Genomic DNA, 18,046 nt, shown 5'->3' with positions numbered 1-18,046 from the left:
CTGCCGAGCGATGCGCAAATACGGCTAATGCCAAGAAGAAGCGGGAATTAGTGTGAACCCGCCGGATTCCTGAAAAGTCGGGGCCAGCTGGATTATGACATGATATTCCAGTTCAGAACTTCCACGCGCAGCGCCCGGCCGCATCCTAGGCAGGGGCGAGGCAGCACCACCATTCCCCTTGAGGATCCGCGATGAACCGCAAACCGTCCGTGAGCTCCAGTCCGGCCACCCTGCTGGGCGCGCAGCTGCGCCGCCGCAAGTCGATCACGAATATGATCGCCGAAGCGGAAACCAATGCAGGGGCAGGCCAGCTGCGCCGCACCTTGGGCATGTGGCAGCTGACCATGATCAGCGTCGGCGCCACCATGGGCACCGGCATCCTGGTGATCCTCGGCGATACCGTGCCGATCGCCGGTCCGGCCATCTGGATCTCGTTCGTGATCGCGGGCATTACCGCGCTGCTTTCGGCGGTGTCCTACGCCGAAATGGCCGGCATGGTTCCGGTTTCCGGCTCCAGCTATTCCTATTCCTATGCCACCATGGGCGAAGGCATCGCCTGGATCTGCGGCTGGTGCCTGGTGCTCGAATACGCGGTGTCGGTGGCTGCGGTGGCCGTGGGTTCGGGCCAGTACGTGAACGAAACGTTGCGCACTTTCGGCATGGAGCTGCCCGAGCTGCTGGCTGGCGGCCCGGCCGACGGCGGAGTGGTGAACCTGCCGGCGCTGATCGTCGTCGCACTGGCCACCTTGCTGCTGGTGCGCGGGGCGCGCGAGTCGGCCATCGTGAACTCGATCGTCGTGGCCATCAAGGCCGGCATCCTGCTCTTCTTCTCGGCCGTCGCCTTCAGCGCTTTCAATGCGGGCAACTTCGAGCCGCTGCTGCCAATGGGCGCCGCCGGCGTGACCGCGGCGGCATCGAGCGTGTTCTTCTCCTATATCGGCTTCGACGCCGCCTCGACGGCCGGCGAGGAAGCCAAGAACCCGAAGCGCGACCTGCCCCGGGCGATCATGCTCTCCATGCTGATCGTGACCATCAGCTACGTGCTAGTGGCCGTTTCGGCGATCGGCGCGCGCGAATGGAACTGGTTCGAAGGCGCACAGGCGCCGCTGGTGCAGATCATCGGCGAACTGACCGGGCAGCCGGCCTTCGTGCTGGTCTTCGCGGTCGCCGCCGTGCTGGCCATCGCCTCGGTAGTGCTCACCGTGCTCTACGGCCAGACCCGCATCCTGCTGGCCATGTCGCGCGACGGGCTGGTGCCGGCGGTGTTCGGCAAGGTCTCGGCCCGCACCGGCACCCCGGTCGCCGGCACCTGGATCACCGGCATCCTGGTGGCGGTCACTGCCGGGTTCATCCCGCTGGGCGCACTGGCCGACGCCACCAGCATCGGCACGCTGTTCGCCTTCGCGCTGGTCGGCGCCTCGGTGATCTACCTGCGCAGAACCCAGCCCAAGGCCGAGCGCACCTTCCGCGTGCCGCTGTACCCGCTCACCCCGATCCTGGGCATCTTCGCTTGCCTGTTCCTGATGAGCCAGCTCGGTTGGCATACCTGGCTGGTGTTCATCATCTGGATGATCGTCGGCGCAGCGCTCTACCTTGGCTACGGCCGGCGCCGTTCGCGCCTGGGCCAGATGAGCGCGCAGGACTACGCGGCCAGCCACGGAAACGAAAAGTAGCTGCGCGCCTGAACAGCATCAGGTAGCTCAATTCGGACTTCCCCGACCCGCGGGAACCCCGTTGGCGGAGCTCGTGTGACAGAAGATCGAGGGGGAGAACGGGGCAGATTTTCCTCAGTTTCAACGTGAGGACGCGCATTTTAAGCAGGTGCAACAGGCCATCGGGGATCGCGTGAGCGAAACGTTCAAGTATCTGTAACACTCGATGCTCGAAGAACACGAGGACATAGCCTCTGCGGTTAAATCGCTACTCCGGAGCCCATTAAAGCAGCCGGGCACGAGCGGCGCGAGGCCTTGGGCCAAGTGAGTTCCGCTTCTGGCGACGCTACCCTGAAGGTATGGCGCGCTGGTCGGCGGTCATCCCGCGCAGTTGCGACGGAAACGACAATGCCTCCTAATGGCTGTCGCTGTCTGCCGGGCACCGCATGGAAATGACGTGCACTTCTTGGGGCAGATCTACACGGGGCTGGGCTGGATCCTAGCTAGTATTGCCAAGATCGGCCGGCGGAAGACATTGAACAGCTGCTCCAGACCTGAGCTCCATCTGGAGATGGCCGCCTGCGCTTCTTGGCAACGGCGGAAGGATAGCGATTCTACCGCTAGATCATCGCGGTGGCATTTGCTGGAGATCCCGTTCCGCCAATGACGTTGAGCGGCTTGATGGCGAGAAAACAATCCCAACGTTGCAACTGGTTCATCCGGCGGGCCAAAGGCCCCAGGCGCCACAACTCTCCGAGCGGAAGCCCGAGTTTTGCCAAGAACTCTTGGTGCATCATCCCGCGATCATTCGGAGCTGTGGTGATGAAGGGGGAATCGGCTACAGGCGGGAGGCATTCAACGGCAAAGTTATCTGCCGCCAGGATGCTCAGCCCCGAGTCCCACGCCATGTCCAGCAGTTCTTCGGACTGCGCCAACCCGGTCGCCTTGCCGGAATCACGTTGCCTGGATTTTTCTTCGGGGGACAGACCCAAGAACCATTCGCTCCAGCCGGTGTGAATCAGCAGCGCATCGCCCTGTTCCAGCTCAATGCCTTGGTGCTCCATGGCAGCAAGGAGCAGGGATAGCGGGATCGGCACACCATTTGCATGGTCCAGGTCTTGGCCCTGAGCTCTAGTGAAACCGTCAACGTCCACCAAGAGGCCACGAGTAACAATGGGTTGATCCGACCAGTACTGGATGCCCAGTTCGGTGGTTCCGGGGATGATCTTCTCATCGGGCACACCGTTGTAAAACCCCACTTCATCAGAACGCCGGTGGCGCAGCCCATCGATCTGCGACGAGCCCTGAAGGTAAAAGCTGTCCAGATAGTCATCGCGATGGGCCACATGGTTGCCGAAAATATGGTGCTTTGGCGCGCTACGTGTTTTGTACATCCCAGGTGAAAAGGCATCGATCGGATAATCAAGCCCGAAGGTTTCACCCAGGCGAACTGAAGCAGCCGCCTGAATTCGTTTGGCCGCATCGATTTTTTGGGGAACGCCAGCAGAAGGAGGGCTGAACAGGTCCCATGAAGTACCTGCAAGGGCGCCCGGACGTTGTTTCAGTTCGGCACGAGTAGGATACTTTTTCTGATCGCTCACTTTGACGAGTTCTCCTGCGCGTATTCCAGCGGGGTGGAGCCCACATGGAGCATCAGATACGCGGCAATCGAAGAGACGGACGCGCTGATGCAAAGTATCGTTTTGAATACCGTGTTGGGTGCGGCCAGAAGCATTGCATTGCCTGCAATAATCCCCACCAGCTGCAATAGGACGAAGACGATTCCGCCACACAACGCCACGGCCAAGGAAGCGACGAAGGTTTTTCGAAGTATAGATCGGTACATTTTGGCCCCCTGTGGGTTTAGACCGGCAAGATTCCGGAAGCAATCAGCACGCCGATTGCCAACAATGGAAGAGCATAGAACAGCATCATGCGGCGGAAGGTGTTATACGGGTTGACGCCGGCGATGCCGCACGCGACGTATAACGGGGCTCCTCCCGGCGGTACGGCTGCTTCACAAGAGGAGAACACCAGCACTGCGACCGCCGCAGTTGGTGCTGGAACACCGGCGGCAACCAGCGCTGCAACACCCACGGTTCCCACGGCGGCCATCGTCGCCGTTGATGACAGCGGAGCAGCCACTGCAACCACGATCAATCCAATCACCAGGGCAAGCAGCCATACCGGCAAGTCAAGCTGGTTCAGCACTGCAGTCAACTGCTCCGGCAAGCCGGTGCTTGCCAGGGCATTAGCTCCGGCGAAAGCGAATAGCACGGTAATTCCTACGATGCCGAAACGGGGGATGGAAGCCTCGATCATCTGCGACCATTCTTTGGCCGTTCGCGGCAGCTTACTGAATCCGAGCAGCAAACCCATAATGATCAATACGATAGGAATCCAGAAAATCGGGCTGACAGCTTTGGACACATCAGTTTCCGTATGCTCGCTCAGTACTTCGGCCATGAATCCGCTGGTGATGATCATTGGAAAAGCGACACCGACGAACAATAGCAGCGTGGTCCATCCTTGCTTGAATGCGACCGATAGCTGCTGCCGTTGTTCCTTCGGTGTTGATTGTGCGCCGCTCCGGCGGACCAAGATATAGGTAACGACCAGGCGGTGCGCAACGCACCAGAGCCCGCCAAAAATCAGCGGAACGATGAGCTCGTTTGCTGATAGCAATGGGCCGACGGTTGAGGAACCCACCAGGACGAACATCGAGGCACTGAATGGGAAAGTGATTCCCATGCCCGCGTTGCCAGCCACGATGGTCGCCGCCGTAGGACGGTCGATCTTTGATCGTTCCATCCATGGGATGGTAATTGAACCGACAGTTGCGGCGATGGCTGCTTGGTTATGCACGATGCTGCCCAACCCGGCCGAGGACACCGTGGACACGTAGGCGGCGCCGCCTTTGCTGCCGCCGATCAACGAGTCCAGCAGGTTGATCATGCGTTCCATGACCCCTGCGCGTTCGAGCAGGTAACCCATGAACACAAAGATCACTGTTGCATAGACAATTTCATCGGTGAGCGCTTCATAGAGCGCAACCCAGCCAACGGACATCATCTGCTTGCCACTGAATGCTGCGGCGACGATGAAGCCAAGAATCATTGCTTCACCGACGTTACGGCGTAGCAAGACCGTCCAAATGATGATGACCGCGAGGTAGACGCCCAGCGCCCAGATGCCAATCATGATGGTTCCTTCCGATGCTCGCCCGCGTCGCCGCTAGCCAGCTGTCATCCTATTATCGATTGCCATACGCTCCATTGCACTGGCAGAGGCATCGGTCATTTCACGGGGGACGCCCAAGTCTTCCAAATATCCGCCGGTGGAACGCATTTCTGCTGCACGGCGTACTGCGTGCTTGGCCGTACCGGTCAAGAAGCGGTCGATAGTTGCCTGGCCGTCGCCGGCCAGCATTTTGGAGATCTCTGCTCGGACCCATGGTTCAAGTCCCGCAGCGGCGCCAGCGCGAACTGCCTCGATCACCACGGACGCAAGGCCCTTGGTAAAGACGCTTCGCAGCAGCTTATGAGCCATGGCGCTGCCCGGTCCACCCTCCACGACTTCAACCGGTGCTCCCACAGATTTAAGAAGATCAGCAAAGTCCTCCGCTCCTTGGCCGCTGGCCATCAACGGTGTTTTTGCCCCCTGTGCAATGACGGGTCCGAGGATCGCGACGTCAATGAAGTTGACCTGGCCCGACGTGGAGCCCAGTTTTTCCATGATCTTGGGGGAAGAACTGGTCAGATCCGCATAACCAGAGCCCGCTTTCATTGCGGGCAAGCATTCTTGGGCTACCTCCGATGCAGCGCCAGCGGCGGTCAGAACTAAAACGACGTCCGCATCCTTGACTGCTTCCGCGGCTGACCGGGCCAGTTCCACGCGTTGCGGAGCGTCGCTGATGAAAGGATCATAGCCGGTGATTTCATGTCCAGCTTCGAGTAGCGCGGCAGCGTAAATCTGCCCGACTTCACCTAGTCCGATGAGTGCACATTTCATAGTGTTAGGGCCTTAGATAATTAGGAATGGGAGATATTTCGGTCAGCAAGAATGGCCGCGCGGCGCTGGCTCTCGTCGAGATGCACGGCTTCCGCGGCAGTGGCGATTTCCTCGGCACGGCTGGCTGGAACGATTACCAGACCATCCGAATCGCCGATGACAATATCGCCAGGGCTCACTGCAACGCCACCGAACGCGATGGTGCCGTTAATTTCGAAAGGGCCATTCTTGTATGGGCCGGCAGGGCTAGTAGCACGGGCAAACACTGGCAGGCGGATTTCTCCGAGATCCACTGCGTCTCGCACCGCTCCATCAATGGCAAAGCCGGCGACCCCCTTTGAAACAGCGCGTTCGCCGATCAGCTCACCGAGCAGCGCGCGGTCTGTGTAGCCGCCGCCATTGACCATGATGACTTCACCTGGTTGAACGTGCTTGAGCGCCTCATGAATCCCGGCATTGTCGCCGGGGGCTACCCAGACGGTGTAGGCGGGACCCGCCAACTTGGCTCCTTCCCAGACGGCTTGTATCTCCGCCGAAGCGATTCCAAGTCGTTGCATGGCATCGCCGATGTTGGCAGCAGGAAGCTCGGTGAGCCGGTCGATCGTAGATTGGCTGACTTGTATGTATTCAGTCGATTGGTTCACTGGTCACCTATTCCAAGGCCTGTGGCGCAGAATTTCACAAGAGAACATTTCATTATATGTTCTTAGATTTCACACTACGCAATTAATTGATGATGTATGGAATCATGACATGTTCTGCATCACAGTGTCAAGGAGGATTTCGCGGGGAGGTTTCGAAGGTTCAGCCTTGCAGGAGCGGGGCGCAAGCTGCGCGTGGCTCCAGGCAAAGCGATTCCGGGAGGGTTCTAGCGCCTGTGCCGCGGTATTTAATGGCGCGCAGGATCGAGGCGGCGCACGGACGCGAAAGGCGGAATTTGCGCGATGTTATCTGGTGGGCGGCTAGTAGACGCTGCTTGCCAGCAAATCGGACAGGCGTCGAGCTGCCTGGAGTAGTTCGGGGGCCTTGGCTTCCAGTGTGTCGCGGGGGATCGTGGCTATGGGTCCGGTCAGCGAGAGGGCTTCGGTGGGAAGGCCTTGGCGAGCTGGGACGGCCACGGCGATGGAAATAATTCCCAGTGCGCGCTCATCCTCGGAAATAGCGTAGTTCGAATCGAGGCGGGGTGTCCGAACCCTGATGGCCTCAAGATCGAAATTCTCCGCTTCGTACTGCAGGCGCCTTGAAGATTCGGCGATCCGGGTTAGTTCGTCATCATCGGCACCACGAAGGAGGATGCGCCCTGCAGCACCGGCAGTAAGCGGCAGGCGGCGGCCTTGCGGCAAGTTGTACCCAAGCGAAGTCTCTCCTACCACGCGTTCAACCAGTACGCGCTCGCTGCCGAGGCGAGTGTAGAGCGACGCTGTCAGCTTGGTTGCCTGCGAGAGCTGCTGGAGGATTGGTTGGGCCACCCGGGGCAGGGGGTCGTTCTCCAGGAAAACTCGGGCAGCAGGCAATACCGCTGGACCCAATCGGTAGCTCTTGTCAGTTTGGCTGACCAGGCCGGCTTCCTGCAGCACCCTGAGGATGCGCAGGGTCGTAGGCGAGCTCATCCCCATGTCGGCGGCAATTGCGCTGAGTCGCCGGGGGTGTTCGTAGCGCTGGATCTGCTCGAATACGGCAATGGCCCGGGTGAGTGACCTCATGCCGTTGGGAGCTTCAGACTTATCTTTTTCTACCGCCATGATTTCATTCTACGCAATTATTTTGTAATTTGGCACACTTCCTTGACTGCCACTTGTGCATCATGTCACTATTTCATGGAGCGCTAAACAATTTTACTGTATGAAATTTCTGAACGAACTATGTAATCGGAGGAAGTCGTGTCGAGCGATCTAACGGAGAGGCAGAACCCTCCTGGCGTGTGGCCGGTAGTGGCCGGCCAAGCAATCATCGGCCTTGTCGGTCTGTACGCGCTTATAGGTTCGGTGAGTTTAGGACTATGGAGCAGCATGGGGCCGGGTGCCGGGTTCTTTCCTGCGGTGCTCGGCGCGTTCCTCGTTGTTCTAGCCATTGTCTGGTTCATCCAGGAGCGTTCCGCGCCACAGGAGCCGGGTGAGGCTGAGGCTTTCGAGCGGGCGCAAGTATTTGCGGTTGTGGCCAGCCTGGTTGTACTGGCGGCAGCGTTGCCGTTTCTCGGTTTCCAGCTGAGCATGCTGGCTTTCCTGATGTACCACCTGAACTTCCGAGCTCGGATCGGGTGGATTAGAGCAGTAGTGATTTCTCTTTGCGGGAGTGTAGGCGTGTTCTACCTGTTCACAAAGGTCCTGCACGTTTCGCTTCCTCTGGCATCTGTTCCGCCCTTGAATTTGATTGGACTTTGAGATGGATGTTCTCAACGAACTCATGATGGGTTTTGCCGAGGCGATGACGTGGCAAAACCTGCTGTTCGCATTTGTCGGCTGCCTATTGGGCACTGTTATCGGAGTTCTGCCCGGTATCGGGCCGGTCGCGGGAATCGCATTGTTGATCCCGCTGACTCTGAACCTCGATCCTGCTGGTTCCATCATCATGCTGTGCGCTATCTTCTATGGCACTACCTACGGTGGAACAATAACCAGCGTTCTGCTCAATACGCCCGGTGAAGCAGCCTCGGCGATCACCGCCATCGATGGCTATCAGATGACGAAGATTGGCCGTGCTGGTGTAGCACTGACTATCGCTGCTGTCGGATCATTCGTCGGTGGCACAATCGCCACCGTCGGCTTGGTCATTGCGGCCAAGCCGCTGGGAAGCTTGGGGTTGCTCATCGGCCCGCCAGAATTCTTCGCACTCGTTGTAGTCGGGATCTCGCTGCTGGTGGCGCTAGCGGGGAAGTCGATGGTCAGGGCCTTGATTTCTGGAGCGTTGGGCCTGCTGATTTCGATGGTGGGCATTGACCCGGTCATGGGCGCTCCGCGTTTTACCTTCGGCATGGATCGATTGCTCGACGGTGTGTCATTCGTGGCCGTGATCGTAGGCATTTTCGGCTTGTCTGAGATCTTGTCTTACCGCCCGGGAAAGAATCAATCCGTTGCGCAGGCCCCGGGCTTGCGAGCTTTGCTCCCATCGCGCACGGACTGGGCACGCAGCACGCCGGCCTTTGCCCGAGGTACAGGCATTGGCTTTGCCATGGGGCTCATTCCAGGCATGACCGGATCGGTTTCTTCCCTGCTTTCCTATGGGGCTGAGAAGAAATTCTCGAAGTACCGCCACCAGCTCGGGCAAGGAGCCATCGAAGGGGTAGCCGGTCCCGAGACTGCCAACAACGCTCACGCCAACGGGGCACTAATCCCGCTATTCACTTTGGGCATTCCTGCCTCGCCTACGATCGCGGTACTGATGGGAGCTTTCCTGCAGCAAGGCCTGACTCCTGGGCCGACGTTGTTCGCTGAACATAGCACATTGGCGTGGACAATTATCGCCAGCCTTTTCATCGGCAACGTACTACTGCTTATTCTCAACGTTCCACTTGTCGGCTTGTGGACTTCCATCTTGAAGGTTCCATACCCGATCCTGGCAGGCCTGATCTTGATGTTCATGGTCGTGGGGGCGTACACGATCAATTTTTCCGTTTTCGATGTCTTCGTGATGATCATCTTCGGACTGGTGGGCCTCGGTCTTCGCCGGCTGGATATTCCCCTTGCCCCAATGGTCCTGACACTTGTCCTGGGTCCGTTGATGGAGCGATCCCTTCGCGAATCATTGGATATTTCGCATGGCAGCTTCGCGATCTTCTTTGATCGTCCTATCACGATGGTGTTGCTGCTCGTCGCCTTGGCAATCGTCTGCAGTCCGCTCTTGAAATTGCGTAAGCCAGCTGTGCTGGCAGCTGAAGACCCCGAAAGCTAGACAACGCAAAATCTATTCACTCAACCCGAAGGAAACACAATGAAACGCATGATCTCGATTCTTGCCGTTGGAGCATTCACCTTGGCTGCAGCAGGCTGCGGATCAAGCAACGCAGCATCAGGTGGCGGAGGGGAAGAGTTCCCCAAAAACGGCAAATCCGTTGAACTAGTAGTAGCGTTCTCGCCGGGTGGACCTGTGGACACAGCTGCCCGGCTGATCCAGCCCATACTCGAAAAAGAGCTCGGGACCAACGTTGAGGTGGTAAACAAACCAGGTGCCGGTGGTCAGATTGGCTATACGGCGTTGGCCAATGCCAAGGCTGATGGCTACACCATTGGTGCCGTTGGGTCGCCTTCAATTGTCGTCATTCCCATGGACGAATCCCGCGGTGCGGCCTTCACCCGCAGCGACCTGCAGCCCCTGGGCCGCCAGGTTGTGGATCCGATGGTGATTGCGGTTCAGCCGGACAGCAAATATTCGAGTCTCAAGGATCTGATCGAAGAAAGCAAGGCAACCCCGGGTGCGCTAAATGCAACAACCACAGGGCAGATGGGCGGTGAGCATTTCGCGATTGCCCAGATCAACGAGGCCACTGGTTCTGCATTCAGCCCAGTGCACTTCTCTGAGGGAGCTTCCCAGGCATCTACCGCCTTCCTGGGCAAGCACGTGGAAGTGCTTGTCGGGAATATCAGCGAGGTAGTTGACTTGGCGAATCAGGGCAAAGCCAGAGTGCTCGGGGTGATGGATGCCGAACGCACCGACGCGCTGCCGGACGTACCGACATTCGCTGAAGAAGGATACGACGTGATCGCGACGACTGCCCGTGGTTATGCGGCACCAGAAGGCCTGCCAGAGGAAGTGGGCAAGAAGCTGGAAGCTGCCCTGCAAACTGCGATTGAAGACGAGGCAGTAGTTGAAAAGATGGAAAACCTCGGATTGGCAACTAGCTACCAAAATGCGACCGACTATGACGAATTCTGGACTCGCCAGGAGGGGGACTACAAGGCTGTCCTGCCATTAGTCCAGGCTAAATAGCAGTGGATCGGAACGGGCGGAGCTGAAATTTAGGACAGCAGCGGGGCTGGCCGTGAGTTCCATGAAATAAGCAGGAGGGCTTTGGATGGCAAATTTGCCAGCCAAAGCCCTCCTGCGTTGATGGGACGTTTGTGGCTAGTAGCTGAGCCCGAAGCCGTAGTCGAAGAGCGCTCCATCGGCAGTTTCGCCGTAGCCGGGCAGGTCGCTGGCCTCGTCCATGACGAATGGCTGGCGGATCGCACCGGGCGCTTAATGCCCGTCGCGCTGCTGAATTCGCCGTTCGCCGCGCTTGATGAGCAGCAGCGAAGTTCCGCGAAGTTGGGGGCGAGTGCGGCTCTCCGTACCGCCCCCAGTTCTGGCGCCTAGATTTCGCAGGTTTCGGCGGGCGCGTTGCGGATCAATCCGCGCTCGGCCACCAGCGTGCTGATGAGCAGAATGGCGGCGGCCGCGTTCCAGGGAACGAGCGGCAAGTAGCCTTCTGGCGGCAGGTCGGAAAGCAGCCAGCGGGTTACCAGGAACGTGGCCAATCCCAGCGCAAGCGAAATGGCGAATGCGATGCCCCGGTGTTTCTTGGAGACGCCCTGCCACGCGGGGATTGATCCGTCGGCAGGTGCTTCAGAGGTGATTCCCAAGAACTTCAGCATGCGTTCCTTCTCGATAATGTCCGGTAGTTGTCATATAAAGATCAAGTCAACTAAGTGTTATTTCGATAGTATCGAATCTGAAAATTGCTGTACATGGTACTTTCGGATGACACTTCGACCTCGAACACCGAGCCCGGGTGAAACTTTTGGCCCCGTGCACGGCGCCGTGGCGCCATTCGGCGTCCGGTGCAGCCAAGCGCGGGGACAGGACCGAGGTGCGTGGACGCATCGCTCGGAACGCTGCGAGATCGCCCCCGGGGGAAGTGTTAATGGGAAGGCGCACTAGCGGCCTAGCGCCAGGCGCGGTTCCTGCCTTATCATCAGTGAGTCAGGAACATGGCCCCGCCAGGTTCCGGCGCTCTCAAAAGGGGCGATACCCGTTGCGGTCCAGCAACCGGTAACGGCAGACATATATGGAATTTCTTCAGCACGATTTCTTGAAAAGAGTCCATAATGTCTAGCGTTTCAGCTGCCATTGCCCACGCCCTCAAGCCGCTGGCCCCGCGGATCTTCGGATTGATGGGCAACGGCAATGCCCACTTCCTCGACGCCGCAGTGCGTGCAGGCTTCGACTACACCGCCGTGCGCCACGAATCGGCCGCCGTTTCGGCCGCCGACGCCTACTTCCGCATCTCCAATAAGCTGGCCATCGCCTCCACCACTTACGGTGCCGGCTACACCAACACCATCACCGCACTGGCTGAAGCCGCCGCGGCCCGGACCCCGCTGCTGTTCGTCACCGGCGACGCGCCAACTTCCGGCCTGCGTGGCTGGGACGTCGACCAGGCCGCGATCGACACAGCAGTGCGAGCGCCGCGCTACGTCGTTGACCGCGACAACCCGGGTGCCACTGCTCTGGAGGCGGCCGCCCGGGCGTTGCGCGAACAGATGCCGGTTGTTTTGGCGATCCCTTATGATTTGGCCGCGGTGGATTCGCTCGAAGAGCAGCTGCCTGATTTCGCCTCCCTGCGCAGCACCCCTCCGGCACCGCAGCTGAACTCCACCCAGCTGGAGCAGATCGCTGGAAAGCTCAACGCCTCGCAGCGCACCCACATCCTCTATGGCCGCGGCGCGATCGATGCCGCCGCGCAGGTCCAGTCGCTGGCGCAGAAGCTGGACGCCACCACCTCGGGTACGTTGCTGGCCCGCGACCTGCTGGACTACGAGTTCGATTTGGGCATCACCGGAGGCTTCTCCACCGAGGCCAACGCCCGCATCATCGCGCAGGCCGATACGGTATTGGTACTCGGCGCCTCGTTGAACCAGTTCACCATGCGTTTTGGCGATCTGGTCGCGCAGGATGCCAGCTTGATCCAGATCGACCTGGGGTGCGCCGCCACCAACCCGCGCGTGGACTATTTCGCCACCGCCGATGCGGCCTTGGCCGCCGCGGACCTGCTCGGTGCGGTGGAGCAGGCGCAGGGCGGATGGCGTTCAGGCCTGGACCTGTCCAATCTGCGCACCCGTCCGGCCGGTGACGACCTGGCCGCCGACGGGCAGCTTGATCCGCGCCGCGTGGCCAGCGAACTGGAGAAGATCCTGCCGGCCAATCGCGTGCTGGTGCAAGACGGCGGCCACTTCATCGGCTGGGGGCCCATGTACTGGTCGACCTCCGGTGCACGCTCCTTGAGCTGCGTGGGCACCGCGTACCAGTCCATCGGCCTGGGCATCGCTTCCATGGTGGGCGCAGGCCCAGCGGCGCAGGGGCGCACGGTCGTGCTGGCCGCCGGCGATGGCGGCTTCCTGATGGGCCTGGCGGACCTCGAATCGATCGTTCGCACCGTGGAGAGTGGCGTAATCGTCATCTACAACGACTCCGCGTACGGAGCGGAAATCCACCAGTACGGATCCGTCGGCCTGCACGAAGACCCGATGCTGATCCCGACGGTGGATTTCGCCGGTATCGCCAAGGCCATGGGAGCCACTGGAATCCGCGTTGACACGCTCGAAGACCTCGCCAGGGTCCAGCAGTGGGTGGATGCCGGAGCCCGTGGTGTGTGCCTGGTGGATGCCCGTGTCTCGATGCATGTGCGTGCTCCTTATATGGACGAGGTCCTTTCTGCGAACAAGAAGGCCGCCGCGGCTGCGGCATTACAATCCGGTAAAGGTGGTGGCAAGCGGTAGCCGAACGTCGTAGGGTGGTTGAGTGCGCAAGTTATTAGTCGGAACAGCAAGTCTGGGTCTAGGGGCACTTTTGATGTTCCCCTCAACCGGCGCTTTTGCTGCACCCACTGGCCCTGGCGACTCGGCGGGTGCCAGCGCAGCGCAGCTTTCCGAAACCTCGCTTCGCGTGGCAACCATTCAGGCAAATCTCAGCGGCGAAACCCCCCAGGAGCTGCCCGCGAACCTGATGCGCGGATCCGACCGCCAGGCGGCGCAGGTTGCAGACAAGATCAGCAGCGCCAATGCGGACGTGGTGGTGCTGACAGATATGGACGCCACCCAGGACGCGGTTGATGCACTGAACGACCAGTATCTGAACAATCCCGACGATGCCCGCGCCGATGTGGAATACGGGTATTCCTACCTGGCCGTGGGCTCCAAGGGCCTGCAAAGCGGTGCCGATCTGAACGCTGATGGCGTCATCGGCGGCGCCGAGGATGCGTGGGGCCAGGCTGCATTCGCCGAGCAGGGTTCGATTGTCGTGCTATCGAAGTACCCGATTGCACAAGACCAGGTCACCAGCGTTTCCCAGCTCAAGTGGCAGGACGTTGCCAACGACATGATGCACCACACCGACTTCTCTGGTGTGCTGGCCGCCTCCATTCCGGTGATGAGCACCGGGCTGTGGGACATTCCCATCCAATACCGTGGCGAGCCGGTGCATATTCTTGCGACCCAAACCCAGCCAGATGCGCAGGACCAGGAATTCGCCAAGGCACGCCAGGCTGATGAGTTGAAGGTTCTCACCGGCTACCTGTCCGGAGAGGACTACGTTCGCACCGATGAGGGCGAGCAAGCAGAAGGAGTCGGCGAAGACCGCTATGTCATCGCCGGCGCACTTGGCTTGCAGGAGAACGCGGCAGATCGCGTTGAACCATTCCTCCAGGGGCTCAAGCGCGCGAACGCTTTGAATGATTCCGGAAGCTACCTGGTCCCCAGCGCAACTTGGCAGGTATTGGGCCAGGGCCGCATCCAGGAGCATCCGCCAAGCAGTTCCCAGCCCCTGCCAGGAACGGTGCCGGACTTGGTGAAAGCATCAAGCCCGCTGATCTGGACCGATGTCCAGTTCTAGATGCCGAGCAAACCCCGCAGATAAGGATTGAGGAATCGTCCCTCCGGATCGGCAGTTTGGCGCACCCTCGTGAAATCGCTGAATTTCGGGTAGAGCTGCGCCAAATCCGCTGCTTGCAGGCTATGTTCCTTGCCCCAATGCGGCCGGCCGCCCAAAGAACGGAAGATCTCTTCCATGGCCGGGAAGTATCCCGGAGCCTTATCCCGAATGTAGCGGTGCACGGCAATGTACGCTGTCTGCCTGCCGCTGGCGGTACCCAACCAGGTGGAGTCCCCGGCCGCGGTACGCACCTCGACAGGGAAGGAAACTCCAACTCCCGAACGCCTGAAGTACGCTCGCACCTTCGCGAAAGCTTCATCGAAGCCAGCTAGCGGCAGCGCATACTCCATCTCGGTGAAGCGCACCCGTCGCGCACTGGTGAAAGCTTCATTCCATGGCGCGATGCTGCTGCGCTCCGGCAGGGCCGCGCAAGCCACCTCATTCAATTTGGCAGTGGTCCGGGGGACCGCTGCGCTCAGCGAGCTGAGCAGCTGCAACGCGCCATTGGAAAGCAGTTCATCGTTCAGCCAGCGGGCCGCCGCAGGCGGCTGATCGGCAGGGACCTGGCCGTCGAGCCGGGTATTGATCTTCACCTGGGCTTTGCTGGTGCCCGGGAACCAGAAGAATTCCAGATGGTCTTCTTGCCGGGCACGATCAACAAAGCTTTCGGCGATCTGCCCGATGGGTTCGATGGATTCGGCCGCACGCATCATGTAGTAGGGAACGCACCGCAGCCGGACGTGGGTGAGTACCCCCAGTACTCCCAGGCCAAGCCGGGACGCCTCGAACAATTCGCTATTCTCCTGCGCGCTGGCGCGCAGATGGGTCCCATCGGCCAGCATGAGCTGCACTCCGGTGACCGTTGCGCTGAATCCGCTGAATTCCAGGCCCGTGCCGTGGGTGCCGGTGCTGATTGCTCCAGCGACCGACTGCTTGTCGATATCTCCCATATTCTCCAACGCGAGGTTGAAGGGCCTGAGCAGGGCGGGGATCTGCCAGAGCCGGGTTCCGGCGCGGAACGTCACCTCGTGGGTGCGAGCGTCGACTTCCTCGATGCCGCGAAAGCCATCCAGATTCAGCAAGATCCCGTCGGTATCTGCCAGCGGAGTGAAGGAATGGCCTGCGCCGACGGTGCGCACCGGCTGGTGCTGGTCGGCGGCCTGCTCCAGGCTCTGTGCTAATTCTGCGATGCTGCGCGGAGAATGGACAGCTGCTGGGTGGGAGACCACGGTGCGTGCGAAATTCCTGAAAGTACTCACAGGAATGCTTTCCCTTCTCCACGGTAAGTAGGCCATTGTTCGACGATCCTGCCCTTGGAGTACACCGCCGCCTTATTAACGCGTTCGGCCGGTTCGCCGGACTTGGCATGGCGCAGCCACACGGTATCGCCAATGGCAATGCGATGCGCCGAGGGGCCAGTGAGCGGAGTCTGCACTTCGCCGGCGCCTTCCATGGCCAGGTAGCGAAGCTTCTTGGGATGCTCGATGGTGGGCAAGCGGTCCTTGCCGGCTGGGCCCGATGCGGCCCATCCGCCACCAAGGATGGTGACCGTTCGCTCATCGGGACGGCGTACTACCGGGAATCCCAGGTACAGGGCAGGGGTGGGGCGGAATGCGCGGTAGGAATCGAAGAGCGCGGGCGCGAATAATCCTGAGCCCGCGGCGATTTCGGTTACCGCTGGTTCTTGGATGGTGCTTTCTACCGAACCGGTACCTCCGGCATTTACAAACCGCAGGTCGCCGAGCTCCCGTACCAATTCCACGGTTTCGGCCCGGCGGTCCGCCAGTTCGGCGGCGCTGGCTTGGCGCAGCTTGCGGGCGATCAGTGCCCTGGGGCTGAAACCCCCATCGGGGACCGAAGCGATTTGGGATTCGTAGCCCATCAGCCCGTCCAAGATGAAGTTGCGCCGGCGGTGCACCTGGGCGGCCAGTTCGGCGACCTGTTCCGGCCGGGTCAGCGGGGAACGCGCGGCGCCGATACGGAGGTTGCTGCTGGGGTAATAGGCAGCATCCAGTTCCAGGGCGACCTTCAGCGGCCCGTGCCCCGGTGCGATCCTGTCGATCAAATCCAACTGCTCTTGGGTATCCACCATGAGCGTTACCTCTTCGCGTGCCTGTTCGCTGGCGGCCCACCGGCTGATCGCTTCGGCATCGGTTTGCGGGTAGGCAACCACCAAGTCCTTCAAGCCATGGCTGGCCAGCCATAATGCTTCGGCCAAGGTGAAGCAGAGAACGCCGCGGAAACCGGGCTCATCCAGGACCCGTTCCAATGCCTTGCGTACACGCAGGGATTTGGACGCGATGCGAATCGGCAGACCTCCGGCCCGTTCGCGCAGGGCGATCACGTTGGAATCGAAGGCATCCAGATCGAGCAGCGCGACCGGATGCTCCGAGATCCCGGCGCTTTTCAAGGCGTGGTTATACCGTTTGGCCTGAGCGTTCTTCATAGGCCAACTCTTGCACCAGCGTCGGGGAGTTTCAAGGAATTTTTCAAGACGCTTGCTTGAAAGCGCAAAGACCAAGGTAACTCTCAGGGTCTTGCGGTTAAGCTGGAGCCATCATGAAAAACGATCCGATTTCAATGACTTTGATTGGCAAAGATGGAAAGCCGCGCTCCGGCGTGCAGGACGCCATCATGAAGGGCATCGGCGTGCAGCGCCCGCTGGTGCTTGCCTACATCAAGCGGCTGCGCAAAAAGCACCCTGACGCTACTACTGCCCAGCTGGCAGCTATTGTCGAGCGCGATTACCTGCGCGTAGTTACCGGTTCCGGTGCAGCCGTGGGTGGAACCGCAGCCGTTCCCGCTGTTGGTACCGGTATCGCCCTGGGCCTATCCATAGCTGCGACCCTGGGCTTCCTGGAAGCCTCGGCGCTGTATGCGCAAAGCCTGGCAGAGCTGCACGGCATAGCCATCGACGATCCGGATCGTTCACGAGTCCTGGTTATGGGCATCATGATGGGCGATGAGGGCAGCTCGATGATTGCCGGATTGACTTCCCAGGCCGCAGGTCGCGGTGGGGGTCCAATCCAGGGATGGGCCAAGTCCTTCGGTGCCAGCAAGTCCACGAGCATCTACTCTGCAATGCAGCGCACCATGCAGAAGAAGTTCCTGCGCAAGATCATTGGCACCCAAGCGGCTAGCACCATCGGCCGTTTGGTTCCGTTTGGGGTCGGCGCGGCCATCGGTGGCGTAGGCAATCGATATATGGCCAAGCGCGTGATCGAGAATGCGGCAGTGGCCTTCGCCGGCATCCCCACGGTGGCGCCAAGCTCTCTGCCCCTGGATGATCCTAGAGTCATTGACGCAGAGATCGTCGAGGACTAGCTGAATCGCGGTAGCCGGCCACTGAGGTGGTCGGCTACCGGCTTTTAAGACGAATTTTTATGCGTTTTACAGATTTTTGCGAGCACCGAACCGCATGAACCCGGGCTTTAATCGGCGCTCCGAAATTAAGTGTGCACGGTCACCGTCAAAAACCACCCACCCGATTTGCAGGACCCCCAAAACCTGTGTATAGTTTTTCCTTGTCGCCGAGAACAAAA

At 60.1% G+C, this 18,046-nt stretch carries 16 protein-coding genes; 7 read left to right on the top strand and 9 right to left on the bottom strand.

Going from position 1 to position 18,046, the window contains the following annotated elements:
- Positions 1-191: 191 nt before the first annotated feature.
- Positions 192-1,673 (top strand): amino acid permease, encoded by a 1,482-nt coding sequence (locus ACI2JZ_RS17065; RefSeq protein ID WP_402741994.1) that lies wholly within the window; start codon positions 192-194, stop codon positions 1,671-1,673.
- A gap of 599 nt (positions 1,674-2,272) precedes the next feature.
- Here the strand turns inward: ACI2JZ_RS17065 and ACI2JZ_RS17060 are convergent.
- The 6 genes from ACI2JZ_RS17060 to ACI2JZ_RS17035 form a co-directional block, all read right to left on the bottom strand.
- Entirely contained in the window at positions 2,273-3,253 is a 981-nt protein-coding gene (locus tag ACI2JZ_RS17060; RefSeq protein ID WP_404598671.1) for a cyclase family protein, read from the bottom strand.
- Positions 3,250-3,498, bottom strand: a complete 249-nt coding sequence (locus tag ACI2JZ_RS17055) for a hypothetical protein (RefSeq protein ID WP_133835094.1) — start codon at positions 3,496-3,498, stop codon at positions 3,250-3,252. Before ACI2JZ_RS17055 ends, ACI2JZ_RS17060 begins: the two co-directional genes overlap by 4 nt.
- Before the next feature lie 17 nt (positions 3,499-3,515).
- On the bottom strand, positions 3,516-4,853 hold the full coding sequence (locus ACI2JZ_RS17050; RefSeq protein ID WP_133835095.1) for a TRAP transporter large permease subunit: 1,338 nt from the start codon (positions 4,851-4,853) through the stop codon (positions 3,516-3,518).
- Positions 4,854-4,886: 33 nt separating this feature from the next.
- Positions 4,887-5,663 (bottom strand): NAD(P)-dependent oxidoreductase, encoded by a 777-nt coding sequence (locus tag ACI2JZ_RS17045; RefSeq protein WP_133835096.1) that lies wholly within the window; start codon positions 5,661-5,663, stop codon positions 4,887-4,889.
- A 20-nt stretch (positions 5,664-5,683) separates the two neighbouring features.
- Positions 5,684-6,307 carry a methyltransferase gene (locus ACI2JZ_RS17040; RefSeq protein WP_286172351.1) on the bottom strand — a complete coding sequence of 208 codons (624 nt, stop codon included), beginning with the start codon at positions 6,305-6,307 and terminating at the stop codon, positions 5,684-5,686.
- Positions 6,308-6,625: 318 nt separating this feature from the next.
- On the bottom strand, positions 6,626-7,405 hold the full coding sequence (locus ACI2JZ_RS17035) for an IclR family transcriptional regulator (RefSeq protein ID WP_133835097.1): 780 nt from the start codon (positions 7,403-7,405) through the stop codon (positions 6,626-6,628).
- 177 nt (positions 7,406-7,582) lie between these two features.
- On the opposite strand from ACI2JZ_RS17035, the gene ACI2JZ_RS17030 reads away from it, so the two are divergent.
- Genes ACI2JZ_RS17030 through ACI2JZ_RS17020 form a run of 3 tightly spaced genes read left to right on the top strand, consistent with a single transcriptional unit; the run spans position 7,583 to position 10,586 of the window.
- Positions 7,583-8,044: a tripartite tricarboxylate transporter TctB family protein gene (locus ACI2JZ_RS17030; protein WP_133835103.1), complete on the top strand. Its 462-nt coding sequence runs from the start codon at positions 7,583-7,585 to the stop codon at positions 8,042-8,044.
- Between the two features lies 1 nt (position 8,045).
- A complete protein-coding gene (locus ACI2JZ_RS17025; RefSeq protein WP_133835098.1) occupies positions 8,046-9,551 on the top strand; it encodes a tripartite tricarboxylate transporter permease in 1,506 nt (501 codons plus the stop codon).
- 39 nt (positions 9,552-9,590) lie between these two features.
- On the top strand, positions 9,591-10,586 hold the full coding sequence (locus tag ACI2JZ_RS17020) for a tripartite tricarboxylate transporter substrate binding protein (RefSeq protein ID WP_133835099.1): 996 nt from the start codon (positions 9,591-9,593) through the stop codon (positions 10,584-10,586).
- 362 nt (positions 10,587-10,948) lie between these two features.
- Here the strand turns inward: ACI2JZ_RS17020 and ACI2JZ_RS17015 are convergent, their stop codons facing one another.
- Positions 10,949-11,230, bottom strand: coding sequence for a hypothetical protein (locus ACI2JZ_RS17015; RefSeq protein WP_105658972.1), 282 nt, complete (start codon positions 11,228-11,230; stop codon positions 10,949-10,951).
- A 453-nt stretch (positions 11,231-11,683) separates the two neighbouring features.
- Between ACI2JZ_RS17015 and ACI2JZ_RS17010 the strand changes: the two genes are divergently transcribed.
- Positions 11,684-13,354 (top strand): thiamine pyrophosphate-binding protein, encoded by a 1,671-nt coding sequence (locus ACI2JZ_RS17010; RefSeq protein WP_404598667.1) that lies wholly within the window; start codon positions 11,684-11,686, stop codon positions 13,352-13,354.
- Between the two features lie 166 nt (positions 13,355-13,520).
- The gene (locus ACI2JZ_RS17005; protein WP_404598665.1) at positions 13,521-14,465 is read left to right on the top strand and encodes an endonuclease/exonuclease/phosphatase family protein; all 945 of its coding nucleotides are present in this window, start codon (positions 13,521-13,523) and stop codon (positions 14,463-14,465) included.
- On the opposite strand, the gene ACI2JZ_RS17000 is transcribed toward ACI2JZ_RS17005, so the two are convergent.
- Both ACI2JZ_RS17000 and ACI2JZ_RS16995 read right to left on the bottom strand, forming a co-directional pair.
- Positions 14,462-15,763 (bottom strand): D-arabinono-1,4-lactone oxidase, encoded by a 1,302-nt coding sequence (locus tag ACI2JZ_RS17000; RefSeq protein WP_404598664.1) that lies wholly within the window; start codon positions 15,761-15,763, stop codon positions 14,462-14,464. The genes ACI2JZ_RS17005 and ACI2JZ_RS17000 overlap by 4 nt on opposite strands.
- Positions 15,760-16,950, bottom strand: coding sequence for an alanine racemase (locus tag ACI2JZ_RS16995; RefSeq protein WP_105658968.1), 1,191 nt, complete (start codon positions 16,948-16,950; stop codon positions 15,760-15,762). Before ACI2JZ_RS16995 ends, ACI2JZ_RS17000 begins: the two co-directional genes overlap by 4 nt.
- 113 nt (positions 16,951-17,063) lie before the next feature.
- Here ACI2JZ_RS16995 and ACI2JZ_RS16990 point away from each other — a divergent pair, with 113 nt between their 5' ends.
- Positions 17,064-17,828 (top strand): hypothetical protein, encoded by a 765-nt coding sequence (locus ACI2JZ_RS16990; protein WP_105658967.1) that lies wholly within the window; start codon positions 17,064-17,066, stop codon positions 17,826-17,828.
- Positions 17,829-18,046 lie beyond the last annotated feature (218 nt).

Origin of the sequence: Microbacterium sp. NPDC087868, from assembly GCF_044900755.1 — a bacterium.
GTDB lineage: Bacteria > Actinomycetota > Actinomycetes > Actinomycetales > Microbacteriaceae > Microbacterium > Microbacterium galbinum.
The sequence above is the reverse complement of the archived record's forward strand: the minus strand, read 5'-3'. Positions and strand labels throughout refer to the sequence as shown.

Coding starts and splice junctions, on each gene's coding strand:
- ACI2JZ_RS17065 (WP_402741994.1), top strand. CDS start 192: ATGAACCGCAAACCGTCCGTGAGCTCCAGTCCGGCCACCCTGCTGGGC.
- ACI2JZ_RS17055 (WP_133835094.1), bottom strand. CDS start 3,498: ATGTACCGATCTATACTTCGAAAAACCTTCGTCGCTTCCTTGGCCGTG.
- ACI2JZ_RS17050 (WP_133835095.1), bottom strand. CDS start 4,853: ATGATTGGCATCTGGGCGCTGGGCGTCTACCTCGCGGTCATCATCATT.
- ACI2JZ_RS17045 (WP_133835096.1), bottom strand. CDS start 5,663: ATGAAATGTGCACTCATCGGACTAGGTGAAGTCGGGCAGATTTACGCT.
- ACI2JZ_RS17035 (WP_133835097.1), bottom strand. CDS start 7,405: ATGGCGGTAGAAAAAGATAAGTCTGAAGCTCCCAACGGCATGAGGTCA.
- ACI2JZ_RS17025 (WP_133835098.1), top strand. CDS start 8,046: ATGGATGTTCTCAACGAACTCATGATGGGTTTTGCCGAGGCGATGACG.
- ACI2JZ_RS17020 (WP_133835099.1), top strand. CDS start 9,591: ATGAAACGCATGATCTCGATTCTTGCCGTTGGAGCATTCACCTTGGCT.
- ACI2JZ_RS17015 (WP_105658972.1), bottom strand. CDS start 11,230: ATGCTGAAGTTCTTGGGAATCACCTCTGAAGCACCTGCCGACGGATCA.
- ACI2JZ_RS17010 (WP_404598667.1), top strand. CDS start 11,684: ATGTCTAGCGTTTCAGCTGCCATTGCCCACGCCCTCAAGCCGCTGGCC.
- ACI2JZ_RS16995 (WP_105658968.1), bottom strand. CDS start 16,950: ATGAAGAACGCTCAGGCCAAACGGTATAACCACGCCTTGAAAAGCGCC.
- ACI2JZ_RS16990 (WP_105658967.1), top strand. CDS start 17,064: ATGAAAAACGATCCGATTTCAATGACTTTGATTGGCAAAGATGGAAAG.